Origin of the sequence: Massilioclostridium coli, assembly GCF_900095865.1 — a bacterium.
Classification (GTDB): domain Bacteria; phylum Bacillota; class Clostridia; order Oscillospirales; family Ruminococcaceae; genus Massilioclostridium; species Massilioclostridium facile.
This window is the reverse complement of record NZ_FMIZ01000007.1, coordinates 395,644-410,127: the sequence shown is the minus strand read 5'-3', so window position 1 is coordinate 410,127 and position 14,484 is coordinate 395,644. Positions and strand designations below refer to the sequence as shown.

General features: G+C 38.9%; 6 protein-coding genes, 1 tRNA gene and 1 pseudogene. 6 read left to right on the top strand and 2 right to left on the bottom strand.

All coding sequences use genetic code 11. From position 1 onward, the window contains the following. Positions 1 to 14 precede the first annotated feature (14 nt). From aroE to tnpA, 4 genes and pseudogenes are all read left to right on the top strand, one after another. Complete coding sequence (gene aroE, locus BQ2683_RS07310; RefSeq protein WP_069988353.1) at positions 15 to 881, top strand: shikimate dehydrogenase; 867 nt, start codon at positions 15 to 17, stop codon at positions 879 to 881. After that, the gene (locus BQ2683_RS07305) at positions 878 to 2,002 is read left to right on the top strand and encodes a glycerate kinase family protein (RefSeq protein ID WP_069988352.1); all 1,125 of its coding nucleotides are present in this window, start codon (positions 878 to 880) and stop codon (positions 2,000 to 2,002) included. Before aroE ends, BQ2683_RS07305 begins: the two co-directional genes overlap by 4 nt. Before the next feature lie 79 nt (positions 2,003 to 2,081). Beyond that, positions 2,082 to 2,165, top strand: a tRNA-Leu gene (locus BQ2683_RS07300). Positions 2,166 to 2,316: 151 nt separating this feature from the next. After that, positions 2,317 to 2,778, top strand: a pseudogene (gene tnpA, locus BQ2683_RS07295) (IS200/IS605 family transposase). 130 nt (positions 2,779 to 2,908) lie between these two features. Here the strand turns inward: tnpA and BQ2683_RS07290 are convergent. Continuing rightward, positions 2,909 to 6,730: a glycosyl hydrolase gene (locus BQ2683_RS07290; RefSeq protein WP_069988351.1), complete on the bottom strand. Its 3,822-nt coding sequence runs from the start codon at positions 6,728 to 6,730 to the stop codon at positions 2,909 to 2,911. A 166-nt stretch (positions 6,731 to 6,896) separates the two neighbouring features. On the opposite strand from BQ2683_RS07290, the gene BQ2683_RS07285 reads away from it, so the two are divergent. Continuing rightward, positions 6,897 to 7,934, top strand: coding sequence for an AraC family transcriptional regulator (locus BQ2683_RS07285; protein WP_069988350.1), 1,038 nt, complete (start codon positions 6,897 to 6,899; stop codon positions 7,932 to 7,934). A gap of 74 nt (positions 7,935 to 8,008) precedes the next feature. Here the strand turns inward: BQ2683_RS07285 and BQ2683_RS07280 are convergent, their stop codons facing one another. After that, complete coding sequence (locus BQ2683_RS07280) at positions 8,009 to 13,045, bottom strand: family 78 glycoside hydrolase catalytic domain (protein WP_069988349.1); 5,037 nt, start codon at positions 13,043 to 13,045, stop codon at positions 8,009 to 8,011. 355 nt (positions 13,046 to 13,400) lie between these two features. On the opposite strand from BQ2683_RS07280, the gene BQ2683_RS07275 reads away from it, so the two are divergent. Next, positions 13,401 to 14,441: an AraC family transcriptional regulator gene (locus tag BQ2683_RS07275; RefSeq protein WP_069988348.1), complete on the top strand. Its 1,041-nt coding sequence runs from the start codon at positions 13,401 to 13,403 to the stop codon at positions 14,439 to 14,441. Positions 14,442 to 14,484: the final 43 nt, after the last annotated feature.

The window sequence follows — 14,484 nt, the reverse complement described above, 5'->3', positions numbered from 1 at the left end:
AAGAGGGAAATATAATGCAAAAATCTTATCGGGAAGAATTGGTTGGGGTATTTGGTGACCCTATTGACGAAAATCCAACCGTTATTTTAGAACAAGCTGCTTTTCAGGCGTGCCAGTTAAACTACCGGTATTTAAATATTTTGGTAAAATCAGAGGATCTGGAGCAAGCTATCCTTGGCATGAAAGCAATGCATATGAAAGGGATTAATTTGACTATTCCCCATAAATGCGCTGTACTTCCCTATTTAGATGGTATTTCTAAAGAAGCCTCTATTATCGGGGCTGTCAATACCATTGTAGTAAAGGATGGCAAACTACTTGGGGAAAACACCGATGGAAAAGGCTTCTTAACTTCCTTACAGGAAAATGATATTACCGTTCTTGGTCAAGAAATCATGATATTGGGCGCTGGTGGTGCTGCCCGTGCCATAGCGGTGGAATTAGCGTTAGCGGGTGCGAAAAAAATAACCATTGTCAATCGCAGCCGACAACGTGGTGAGGAACTTACAACTCTAATCCAAGAAAAAACCTCCTGTCAGGCAGAATTTTTGCTATGGAATAAAACAATTTCCATACCAGAAGAAATTAATATTTTAGTCAATGCTACATCAATTGGCTTATTCCCTAATGTGGAACAAAAACCAGATTTAGACGAATCTTCCCTTCGTCCTGATCTGATTGTGTGCGATGTCATCCCAAATCATCCTCGCACCCAGTTGCTCAAAATGGCGGAACAACAAGGCGCAAAAACGATTGATGGTTTAGGCATGTTGGTGAATCAGGGAGCAATTAACTTTCAGTTGTGGACAGGAAAAAAGGCTCCTGTAGAAGTTATGAAACAAGCAATCCAAAAAGAATTTGGTCTGGAGGAATCCCTGTGAAAAAATGCGTAATCGCACCGGATTCTTTTAAAGGCAGTATGACTTCTATTGAGGTTTGCCAAATTATAAAACAAAAGGTAGCAGAATTTTTTCCAGGTTGCCAGACAGTTTGTCTACCAATCGCAGATGGTGGCGAAGGCACTGTGGATTGCTTTTTACAAGCAATGCAAGGAGAAAAGATAATGGTACCAGTACATGGGCCTCATATGGAGGATATTACTGGATTTTATGGTAGATTCCAAGATACCGCAATTATCGAAATGGCTGCCGCTGCTGGCCTACCATTGGCAGAAAGGCATTTGAATCCCTCTGTTACCACTACTTATGGAGTAGGAGAATTGATGTTACATGCGATCCAACATGGTGCAAAACAAATTATCTTAGGCATAGGGGGAAGCTGTACTAATGATGCTGGTTGTGGATGTGCTGCTGCTTTAGGTGCAAAATTCTATCATGGAGCTCAGACTTTCCTTCCAACAGGAAAAAATTTAGGTCAAATCACAAAGATTGATTTGTCAGAGCTCAAATCTCTTTTAAATGGAGTTTCTGTCCTTACTATGTGTGATGTCACAAATCCATTATATGGTCCCAATGGAGCTGCTGTGGTTTACGCACCACAAAAAGGGGCTACTCCTGAAATGGTGAAACTGTTAAACGAACAATTAATACAGTTTGATCATATCCTACAAACTCAACTTGGCTATTCTGTGGCAGCCCTTCCTGGAGCAGGGGCTGCTGGTGGCTTCGGCGCAGGAGCTGTCGCATTTCTTCAAGCAAAATTGCAGTCTGGGATTGATACAGTATTAGAACTTACCAAATTCGAAAAGCAAATTCAATTTGCTGATTTGGTTATCACTGGAGAAGGAAAGCTGGATCAACAAAGCTTACAGGGAAAAGTCATCAGTGGAATCGCCAAACGGACTTTCCCTTATCATATTCCCACCGTTGCTATTGTCGGGGATATTGGAGAAGATATAGCATCTATTTATCAAATGGGAATTTCAGCAGTATTTAGTATCAATCAGGTTGCAATTCCTTTTTCAGAATCTAAAAAACGGAGCAAACAGGATTTAGCTCGTACAACGGAGAATATCTTGCGTTTTCTAAAGGTATTCCATTAAAATAAATGCTTCTTTTTTTATTTTGCTATTGACAATTTTCGCAATAACTGCTATAATATAACAGTTCAATTGAACAAATGCGGCAGTGCTGGAATCGGCAGACAGGCACGTTTGAGGGGCGTGTGTCTTTGACGTACGGGTTCAAGTCCCGTTTGCCGCACCAGGCTGAGTCTGGATGCAATTTGCGTCCAGACTCTTTTTATTAGTGCTTTAGCGAGAAATCCTCCGCTATGCGGGTGAGATTCAAGCTTAAGCAAAGGAACATCCTTTCTGCTATAATGGTGATTGTTCAAGCCACCTAAAAAACAGAAAGGATGTTCCTCATGGCAAATAGTTTAGCACATACAAAATGGATATGCAAGTACCCTATCGTGTTTACCCCGAAATATCGAAAAAAAGTAATTTATAATCAGTTAAGAAAAGATATACGAGAAATCATTAAAGATTTATGTAAATGGAAAGGTATAGAAATCATAGAAGGGAATATGATGCCAGATCATATACACATCTTGGTAAGTATCCCACCGAAAATGAGTGTGTCCAGTTTCATGGGGTATCTCAAAGGGAAAAGCGCAATGATGATTTTTGAGAGACATACAAACTTAAAATACAAGTTTGGAAATAGAAATTTCTGAGCAACTGGATATTATGTGAGTACGGTTGGCATCAATACATCGACTGTGCAAAAGTATATCCGAGAACAGGAGAAACAAGATCAAATCGAAGATAGTTTGAGTCGGAAAGAGTATAGTGACCCTTTTAAGGGTAGCAGGTAATCATACCACTTGTGGCTTGAACAAAGTGAAAGCCAGCGTCATTTAGGCGCTGGCTTGTTTTAAGGCCTTCTAGGCCTTGTTCATGCCACCCCTCTTAGGGGTGGTCATGACTTAAAAAGAGAAGATAAAACTATTTTTTCTTTCTGGAAAGGATCAATGTTATACCAGCGATTGCTATTGTTGCAATACCTGCAATTGGGACAAAGTCTCCTGTTTTTGCTGCATTCGCTTTGGTTGTCGTCGTTTCCTGTCCTGTCTGTACTCCTTCTTCTGTTGGTTTTGTAGATGGTGTTTCTGTTGTTCCACCTTCTACTGCTACTAAGCCATCCATGGCAGCCTGTACATTTGCTACTGCTGTATTTACTTCTTCTTGGCTTGCGTTTTCATCCGCCATTACTTCATTCGCTTTTTCTACTGCTGCTTGAAGTGTTGCATAGCTTTCTTCTGTGTATGCGTTTGCATCCACTTTGCTTGCTTCTGCAAGGACTTCTTCCAGGATGGACTTATCTGCTTTGTATCTCAAGTTCAACATTGCGTTTAACAGGTTGTCCGCTGCTTCATTTACTTCTGCCTGCATAGCGTCTCCATCTTGGTATACTGCCTGTGCCGCTTCTAATGCTGCAGTGAATTCCGCTTTGCCTGTTTCTACATAACGGTCAAGTTCCGCGTTGATTCCGTTTGCTGCTTCGATTAAGGATGCCAATGTTGTTTTATCCCCTGCTACAAAGCCTAGTTTGTGAATTTCGTTCAACAGGGTTTTCCATGCTTGGTTAATTGTTTCTTGGCTTGCATTATGATCTGCTGCTATTGTTTTTGCTTCTTCCAACGCTTTATCAAAGGATTTCTGTACGCTTTCAATAGCATTGTCATATTCTCCACTTGCTTTTGCATTTTCTGCATAAGCAATGACAGAATTTAAAATCCCTTTGTCCACTAATTCAATTTCTGTTACCTGGTATGGAGTTAATACAACTGGTCCCATCATTCCATATTCATCTGGTTTTCTGGTATCAGTTGGATTTGCTACTAAAACTGCATTCAATAAAGTGGAAGCAACTTCTACTGTAATGGTGTTCTCTCCGAATTTTAGATATTTTCCAATATCAATAGTAGTGTCAATCTGACTTACTGGTACCTGTGTTCCATTTACATAAATTTGATAGGAATCCACTACATCCCCTAAACTGATGATAGCTCCTGTGCCTTCTTCCCAGCCTTGTTCCAGGTTAAAGCTGGTTGTATAGGTTCCGATTCCAGATACATTTTCTAAACCAGAGATTTCTGTCCATGGTTTTAATCCGTCTACCGTACCAACATCAATTGTTGTTTTCTTGGTATCTGTTGGGGTATCCCCTTTACTCCAGCTTTCTACAGACAGGTTCCAGCTGGAAAGTTCCATTGGGGCAGCAACTTGTTCTGTCTCGACTAAAACCTTCTTGTTATTACTTAAGGTAACTGTTTCTGTACCAGCTTCATATGATTTTGCCAGTATAGTTTGTCCGTCAAATTCTGTATCCAGGTTTGATTTAGTTACATAGGTAGAATGTTCCTGACCCCAATCTTCATTGGTCAATGCAACCATAATGGAATCGTTTCCAGCGATCGTAACAGGGATGGTAACACTATTACCATTGCGGGTATATTGGCTTACAGGGGTAACTTCACCAGTCCAGGTATTGAGGAAATATGGTATTCCAGAACCTTGTAAGGTTACTTCAGTTGTAACAGGCTGAATCTCTTTTGCAGTTGGATAGTTATCCGCATTGCCATAATTATAAAGGTAATAGAAATCAGTAGAATCTGTTTGGCGATGGACATTGATTACATAATCCTGTTGGCTGTAAGAAACATCTGGTGTAACGCCTAACTGTTCCAATGCCTGTGGGACAGAAGCAGTGTCGGATACTTGGACAACAGAGTCACAAGCCATAATTTCGGATACAATACCAGCAATATCGGCATTTTCACAGAAAGCATCCTGAGAAGGGGCATCTCCAACAATAATGATAGGGAAGCCCTGTTTTGCATAGTTTAACAACTGGTTGGCAGCATCTACAGTTAAAGTTTCCTGCTGATTTAAAATGATAGCTTTATAAGCAGGGCCAGATGCATCCAAACGTCCATTGGAAACAACAGCATTTTCCAGGGATAAGGCAGATGGGCTAACAAAATCATAGGTATAGCCGTTTTGAGTTAACAATTCGTCGTCCTTGTATACCTTTTCCGCTCCTGAAAAATCAATTTTTTCAAAATATCTTTGTGCATAAATTGCTAAATCTACTTTTGATTCGCCTTGGCGCAAGATATATTGATTACGAGCAATATAATCGGTATAACTTTGTGCATGTTTCCAGCTTGGAATACGGTCACCCCAACTATTCGACCAAGAATTTGCACCAAATCCTTCAAACCCAGGCCATTGAGTTCCCGCTACATAACCATTTTCATTACCTTCTCCATCGTATTGTCCGTTATAGGAATGACCGTGGAATACAATCTGGTTGACCCCACCTGCAAATGCCCGCTGAACATGCCACATCTGGTCATCCCAGGTTTGCTGGTAGTTGCCAGCCCCTTCTTCACCATTTCCACGGAACATATTGTAAACAAAACTTCCTAAGTCAATAGAAATATTTTGTTCTGGAGAAGCTTCAATCGAATAAATCTCTTTATCCGTCATATGTACTGCACCGGATTGTAAACGATAAAAGTCGATAATATCTTTACCATATAATGTTTCAGTTTCCGGAATATCCACATACATTGCTGTTTGCGGTAGTTCCAAACTCTTTCCATACGAAGTCTGGTAACGGAGATCTACCCCGTGTTTTTCACAGAATTCGGATAATGGTTTTAGATGGTTTTCGATATACAACTGGGTTAATGTATCTTTATAATCATTTTGTAGGGCATCGCTATTTTTATTAAATTGGAAGTCTGGTTGTGGTTCTCCACTATAATTGCCCTGTGAATCGGTATCATAAACTGCTGGTAAATAGGCAGTGATATCATAATTTTTATATGCTTTAAAATCGTCTAAAAGACCCAAGGTCCAATCGAGATGAGTAGTAAATTCCAAGGAATCAATAAACAAAGCGGAGGCATTTTTAAAATCTTCTCCGTAGTATGGAAGGAGATTATTTTCCCAGTAATCAATAATTGCCTGGGAACCTGCTTTTCCAAAATGGTCTACTTGATAGTTTCCATATTTCTGTTCTCCAGAAGGATGTTGCCACCAGCCAAATAATACATATTCCCCATCATCTTCTGGAGTAAAGTTTACTGTATAGTCGGTTGGGTCATCGCTGTTTTGAACAACCTGGGTTTCCATATTTAATGTTTGAGCGGAATCATAATCTAAAATATTATTTTCCTTATCCACATATTTTGCTACGGTAACAGCCAGTAGAACAGGAGTTCCAGCGTCTAGTTCTGTAGCTACAGGGACTTTTCCGCTGTATGGATTCTCTTTGGTGATACCATCCACATGATTGGCGTCCACTTCCATTTGTGCTCCTGAGTTTGGGTCGTCTAAATCTTTGATAGTAGGTAGAGCCAAAGGCCATGCCGGAGTCATAGTAAAATCAATAGTAAAATCATATTTTCCAGCTACTTGGAGCATATGTTTAATCATTTCATTCCATTGGTCTGTGCCCCAATCAATGGAATCACCACCTTCTCCACCAGTAGAAACTGGTACAATTTCTGCACCGCCAAATCCAGCTTCAGACATGGATTTGATTTCTGTTTCAATTTCTGATTTTGTCATATGGGAACCTGGAACCCACCACCTTGTCTTTGGGCGATTTTCGCCGGATGGGTCCTTAAATTCTTGTAAAAAGGAATTTTCTGTTGTTGAATTGGAAGAATCTACTGCAAATACAGAAGTAGTAGAGCCTACCATTAGAGCAGCTAAGCAGATAGCAACCCCTTTTTTAACCATATTCTTCATTTATTTTCCCTCACATTCATAAAAAATTACCTGATCAGGATTGCTTGTAGTTTATAAACGATTTCTGTTGACATGTCTTTGTTTGTATTATACAATAATTACAATTAGAAAGATATTTCTTAACCAGAAAACATTTATATCATTTTCGGAAATTTGAGGATAAAAAATGGAACAAATATTTAAAGAGGTAAGAGAATATATTGCACAAAACAAAAATGAATATGGACCACCAGTCAAATTTGATTTTTCTAAAATCGATTATGGCACTATTATGGAAAATTTTTTGCAAAAAAATAAAGTCCCCTATTTTATTTTTTCAGAAAAACAATATTTTTTGAAACATGAATTAATCCACATTAGTATAGATCAAATAACCAATAGGGATTTAAAATATAATTTGGCGGGACGGCAGAACATGGTTCATCAACATGAATTTTTTGAGCTATTTTATGTTTATTCTGGAAAATGCATTAGTACAATTGATGAAGTACCAGTGGAATTCCACCAAGGAGATATTGGTCTTTATTCTCCAAAGGCCATCCACAGTATGAGAACACCGGATGATGGAGATGTAGTCATCAATATTTTAATCCGGAAAAAATTATTTGAACAAACCTTTTTGAGTATGGTGGATAATAATGATTTAATTACTGGGTTCTTCATGGATGCCTTGTATAACCCAAATAGTAACCAGAAACACGTTGTTTTTAAAAAAGAACAGACTACCATTGCCCCAATGATTGTTATACAAATGTTGTATGAATACAAAAAGAATGATAGTTTTAGCCAGGATATATTGGCATCTTATTTTAGTTGCCTATTATCTGACCTGGCAAGAAGTTATACACATAAATTATCTCGTACCATAATGCGCCGAAACAATATTGATATTTCTATTCTGCTTACTTATATTAATGTCCACTATCAAACAATTACATTAGAAAAACTGGCAGAACATTTTCACTATTCTTCACGTTCAATCAGCGACTTTATTTTAAAGGAAACGGGTAGAACATTTCGGGAAACCTTGCAAAATTATCGTCTCGTCCATGCATGTCAGTATCTTTCCAAAACGGATATTTCACTGAATGATCTGCCAGAATTAGTTGGATATTCCCAAAGAAGTACTTTTGAGCGGGCGTTTAAAGAATATTTCCATTGTACGCCAGCACAGTATCGGAAAAACCACCAATCATACGGATAAAATAGTAGCAAAAAATAAGGGAATCCATATTGGATTCCCTTATTTTTATTTAAAAAGAGAAAGAGAAGATAAAACTATTTTTTCTTTCTGGAAAGGATCAATGTCATACCAGCGATTGCTATTGTTGCAATACCTGCAATTGGGGCAAAGTCTCCTGTTTTTGCTGCATTCGCTTTGGTTGTCGTCGTTTCCTGTCCTGTCTGTACTCCTTCTTCTGTTGGTTTTGTAGATGGTGTTTCTGTTGTTCCACCTTCTACTGCTACTAAGCCATCCATGGCAGCCCGTATATTTGCTACTGCTGTATTTACTTCTTCTTGGCTTGCATTTTCATTTGCCATTACTTCATTCGCTTCCGCTATTGCTGTTTGTAATACTGCATAGCTTTCTTCTGTGTATGCGTTCGCATCTATCTTATTGGCTTCTGCAAGTACTTCTTCCAGGATGGATTTATCTGCTTTGTATCTCAGATTCAACATTGCGTTTAACAGGTTGTCCGCTGCTTCATTTACTTCTGTCTGCATAGCGTCTCCATCTTGGTATACTGCTTGTGCCGCTTCTAATGCTGCTGTAAATTCTGCTTTGCCTGTTTCTACATAACGGTCAAGTTCCGCGTTGATTCCGTTTGCTGCTTCGATTAAGGATGCCAATGTTGTTTTATCCCCTGCTACAAAGCCTAGTTTGTGAATTTCATTCAACAGGGTTTTCCATGCTTGGTTAATTGTTTCCTGGCTTGCATTATGATCTGCTGCTATTGTTTTTGCTTCTTCCAATGCTTTATCAAAGGACTTTTGTACCGATTCGATGGCATTGTCATATTCTCCACTTGCTTTTGCATTTTCTGCATAGGTAATCACAGCATCTAGGATTGTTTTATCTGTATCGGATGGTTCAGCATCCTCTGTTACATAGCCATCCGCAATCGAAGCTACTACTTTTCCATTCTGTACAGCAAAATCATATCCACCGGATACTAATTCAAACTGTGCTACTTCAATTCCATTATGTTCTGTCATTCCCACAAAAGTAACACCAGAAATTGCTGTAAAGCCTTCCATCTTATCAGCAGAAACTGGTAAATACAACGTAGAAGTTGTGTTTGCTGGAATTACTGCGTGATAAGTAGACAGTTGATTCTGGTCAGAAGTCCAGTTAGATTCAATCAGACCATAATAAGAATCGTATGACCCATTTACAGTATTAATTCTGTTTTGATCATTGTATTTTTCTCCAGTATCCAAAGTTGGTTGCAGGATAATGTGTTTAAATCCTGGATTTTCAATATCGGAATCAATTCCCACCATATATTGGTACATCCATTCCGCAACAGAACCGTAAGAAAAATGGTTAAATGAATTCATTTCTTGGTCGCCAAATCCATTTTCAGGATCGTAAGAGTTCCAGCGTTCCCAAATCGTAGTTGCTCCTGCTTTTACTTCAAATAACCAGGATGGCATAGAATCATTCAATAACAAATCATAAGATACATCAGAGTATCCACTATCGGTTAAAACAGGTGTAATTACATTAGAACCTAAGAACCCTACCGACAACGTATTTTCACCATATTTGGCACGGATACTGCTTGGGTCTGGATCTTCATTTTTAATATTTTTTACCAGTAAACGGATCGCTTCATCTTTCATGTCGTCACTAGTATAGTAACCTAATTTTAGCATCCACAACAATGCAGTTTGGGAATTATCCTCATATTTTCCACCTTTGTTTTGCATTACTGGGCTACCAGTTCCAGATTTAATCACCAATTTATCTGCTGGTTTGTTATCGGTTGCAAAACGTCCAATGGTAGTCCAATCGGTACCATTTGAAGAAACTTCAATCGTATAATCTTTTGGATAGTTTACACAAACACCTGTCTCCATGGATTTATCATAGTTACGGCAAGTAATACCAATCTGGTTAAAGGTTTGTTCCTGACCTAAATCAACTGTAACTGTAATTGGATTTCCAGTGAGAGTATTTCCACCGTTATTCACAGAAGAATAACCAGTTTCTGTGTTGCCATCGGTTAAATAAGCATTCCCCCAAGAAGTACCCCAATCAAAGGTGTTGGAAGCTTCTACTGATTTACCAAGAGCATAGTTCTCTCCACCATCTTTGGATACATTGAGTTCCATCATTTGTAGGCAGTATTCATTATCATCCGAAGTACCTGGTCCTGTTCTGGAAACAGTAAACCGTACATACTTAGCTGTAGTTTCATTAAAGGTATTGGTAATGATATTGCTAGTACCAGGATTATCTGTAGTTGGTTGTTCAAAAATAGTAGGATCTAATTGTGGCTCATCATTAAAAGAAACATGAGTATTTAAAAAGGTTTGTTTCAAATTTTCGAAACGTTCGCTATAATAGCTTTGTTTTTCAGCATCTCCTAAAATACCCGCCATTTGTTCCATTAACTGGGTAACATAACCATAATAGTAATCCGCGATTACTTCATATCCTGTTCCCTGGAATGCAAGCCAGTCACCAAAGCCATTTCTCTGGATAGCCGGTGCCTGATAGGAAGCTCTTTCATTATTTTTCAACCAATCCATATAGTGGTTCATTTCTTCCCAATTGGTTTCTAAAACAGAACGGTCACCTGTTTGCTGATACAGTATCCATGGATAAATCACCTGGACATCGCTCCATCCAGAAGCCCAGTGATTAAACCATCCCCACTGGGAAGTAACCGCACCAGGATAGCCTTGCTTCATTGTCAATTCAGAAAGCATATCTTGATAACCAATCATAAAGGATGCGGCGTCAAAATTGTAGATACCAGTTTGAGCGAATACTTGGGCATCCCCTGTCCAACCTTTTCTTTCGTCACGTTGTGGACAGTCAGTTGGGATGGTAAAGTAGTTACTCAATTGTCCATATAAAGCGTTTAAGAATAGACGGTTAACATCTTCGTTGTTAGTTGTAATATGTCCAGTTTGTTCACTAATCGAAGAAAGTGCTCTGGAACGCATGGAATAAATGGTTACATCCTCCGTTGCGGTAATTTGGACATACTGGTAACCGAAGAAAGACATCTTGGTCTGATAAGTTTCTATCGCATTGGTGGCAAAGGTATAATGTGCTTCTGAGCGTGCGGAACGCAAACTCTTGGTATATAAGGAACCTTTTGGACCATTTGCCTGGAAAGCTCCATTTCCCACAGAACTGCCGTCATTGAGCATTTCCGCAAACTTCATGCTTACAGTTGCACCTGGAACAGATTGAAAACTGATTTCAGGAATTGCAGTCATATTCTGTCCAATGTTTACAATCATGGTCTGACCTTTTTTTAGGGTAATACCATTTTCAAAAATTGGTTGTCCTTCTGGCACCTGTACAAAACCATTCTGATACAGTTCATCCTCAGAAGGTTGATATGCATAATAGTTATCTACTGCAATTTCTCCACCTTCGTATTGGGACTCAGCTGCTTCCCCTGTATATAAGGTAACGGAAACTGGTTGATGTTCAAACGCATCTACAATTTGTCCAGAATCACCACGGCTGGCAATAATTTGTCCAGGATATTCTGTTGTAGTAATACCGGTTGTTTGCAGGAAAGAATTCTCTACACGGCCAGCATCGTAATCTGTTACAACATCTCTCCAGTTCTGACCATCATCTGAAACCTGGATGGAGTAAACCTTTGCATAGTTTGGGCAAACCCCATTAGTAACAGAGGCGATACCAGTACGGCAATATAGTTTTAAACTTGCCAATTCAGTTGGTTGATCAAACGCAAAATCCACTGTTAAAGGTGGATCTGAATGGAAAGCTTCCAGGCCTTCTGTTCCGAGGATAGCGGAAGTATAACCATAGTCTGTTTTGGTTCCATCGTCACCATCTGTCATATTGGCGACATTCCATTGATCCCCTACTTCCTGGTTGCTGCTCACTGTTGCAAGCTTGCCTTTTACAACATTGTTGCCAGCAGTATCCAGAGCCTCCAATTCCATAATCTGCAAACGGTTTTCTTTATCGTTGCTGGTTGCTGGGCCGGTTTCTGAAACTGAAAGGCGGAGGTGTTTGGTAGTTACAGGAGCAAATGTATTCGTGAGAATATGGCTATCTGTCTGTTCTTTAGAACCGGAAGAAAGCCAGTTACTATCATCGTAACCCACATTTTTATAATCACCCAAGGCTGCTTCTTTACGAGCATCATAATCTTCCCCATAAAAAACGCCGTTTACAGTGATTGGACCATCCAGTGTCCCCTTCCAATCCTCTGTATTGGTAGCAACTTTTTTCTGTTGCTGGTTGCCATCTTTATCGGTATAATTGATTACCATCATGGCTTTTACTGCTGGCTGTCCAGAAGTGCTTCCCATGGCGCCATCGCCTTTTCCATCGTTCCAACCAGTGCCAGCCAAAATAGAAAGTGCGAATGGAGCATCATCGTTTAAATACGAGGTAACATCATAGGTTTCATATCCAATCGTGGTAGTCCCATTTCCATAACCAGGGTTCATATGGTGGTATGTAGTGGTTCCATCTTTATTTATTTTCCCTACTTGTTCTCCATTGATGTATGCTTCATACACACCAATCGCAGTAATATACAAACGGGCGGAGTCTACAGTACCATCCACTGTTTGCTCTGTGCGAAAAATAGGTGCTGCGGAACTTACTGGAAGTTGGATAAACTCTGCGGCATTCCAATCCTGTTCATTGGTAACACCTGTTTCAAAATAAGCTGGGTCAGAAACATATGTTTTACCTTGTTCGTCCCAAACAGTTACCACCCAATTGTAGCCTGTAGTGGCATCTAACGGTTCTCCGTTATAGAGAATCCCAGTAGAAACGCCATCGTCTACTTTACCGGTTGTCCAAATTGCTTTGGAACTATCACTAGCTTTATAAAGGTTGATTTCATATGCAGCCTGTTGCTGACCAATCAGGTTGGATTCCATTCTCCAGCCAAAACGCAGGGAATCCGTATCAATCCCAATTGGATTTTCACGGTAGTTGGTGGTAGTATCCACAATGCTGGTTAGCGCAACACTGTAGTTGGCACCTGCTGCATTTGCAACAGTTGGTACCGCAACCGTTGCCATTAAACAGGATGCAACAATGCATGCCGCCAACTTTTTTACAAATTTTGAGTTCAATTGCCTCTCCTCCATTTTTAAATATTTATAACCTTAGGTTTTTTAATTGATCTTAAATCCCCTATTGTTACCCTCCAAATACGCCCTTTATCAGCATAAAAAATATATACAAATAGTATGCTTTATCGTTCTATAGAAAAACAGGAGAAAAAGCCTTATTTTCTATAGAATTTTTTACTAAATTTGATATGAAAGATAAAGTATAATTCTACATAATTTCTTATTGAAATCTTATATTTTTTAGTATATCATAGTAATAAACAAATAGCTATGTCGTATTTTTTCTATTTTTATGTTCTAATCAATACAAAACATAGCAATTTATTAAAACAGAAGAAAAGGAAACCATGTAAAAATGTACGATTGCTTAAAACAGGAAGTAGAACAGCTAATTGCTGCTATGAAGCAAAACCCTACTCATATCCTGCGGTGGAGAAAACAAGAAGAAGAACTAAAAAAAACACCCGAACTTTATTTGGAACACAAAAATATTTATTCCGAAGAATTTGTATTCCAACCAGAAGAAGACATTATGGTGTACCCTGATTTTCCTTATATAGGCTATCCTGTAACTGACTTGGAAGAACAAAAAAAGTTTGAACAGACCTATTTCCATCGCCACGAATTTTTTGAGCTTTTTTATATTTATGAAGGAACATGCTATTGCTACTTTAACGAAAAAGAATATGTATTGGAAAAAGGTTCCACATGGATTTTTAATACCCAGTGTCGCCACGCAATTGTTGTCCCCAATGATGGAAGCCTGCTAGTTAATATCATTGTCCGTAAATCCACCTTTATCGCCACTATGCTAAATATCATCCAGCAAAACGACCTATTTTTAGAGTTTTTCTTGAACTCTATTTACAGTAACCAGGATCAGCCACGTTATATGAAGTTCAATATCCATCCTGGCGACATGGCTGAGTTTTATATCTTTAATATCATACGGGAGTATTACCAAAAATCAAGGTATAGTCAGAGCGCGATGAAGCTCTCTTTTTCATCGCTGTTAATCGAACTATCTAGGCTGTATTACGAAACTCACCACTTAATTAAAAATGATGTAAAACTGAATATTGTGGAGATTATTTCTTATATCAGTGACCATTTTTCAACTGTCACATTAAAATCTCTCTCTGAGCATTTTCATTATTCCACAGCATATCTTTCCCGCTGCATTTCCAACTACACAAACATGACTTTTTCAGAATATGTGAATCAATATAAAATGGATAAAGCACGCTATTTATTAAAAAACTCCGAGCTCCCTATTGATCAAATTGCCCATCTGCTGGGATATCATCAAAGAAGTTCCTTTGAAAAAGAATTTAAAAAACTGGCGGGTAAGACCCCAAGCCAATACCGTAAAATTTTTTCCGATACGTACCTATAAAAGCGGAAATTGGGGTAATTTAAGTGCCACAAAAGCGATTGCT

What these genes read in the sequence shown, in the direction of transcription:
- BQ2683_RS07285 (WP_069988350.1), top strand. Translation starts at nt 6,897, where the DNA reads ATGGAACAAATATTTAAAGAGGTAAGAGAATATATTGCACAAAACAAA.
- aroE (WP_069988353.1), top strand. Translation starts at nt 15, where the DNA reads ATGCAAAAATCTTATCGGGAAGAATTGGTTGGGGTATTTGGTGACCCT.
- BQ2683_RS07290 (WP_069988351.1), bottom strand. Translation starts at nt 6,730, where the DNA reads ATGAAGAATATGGTTAAAAAAGGGGTTGCTATCTGCTTAGCTGCTCTA.
- BQ2683_RS07275 (WP_069988348.1), top strand. Translation starts at nt 13,401, where the DNA reads ATGTACGATTGCTTAAAACAGGAAGTAGAACAGCTAATTGCTGCTATG.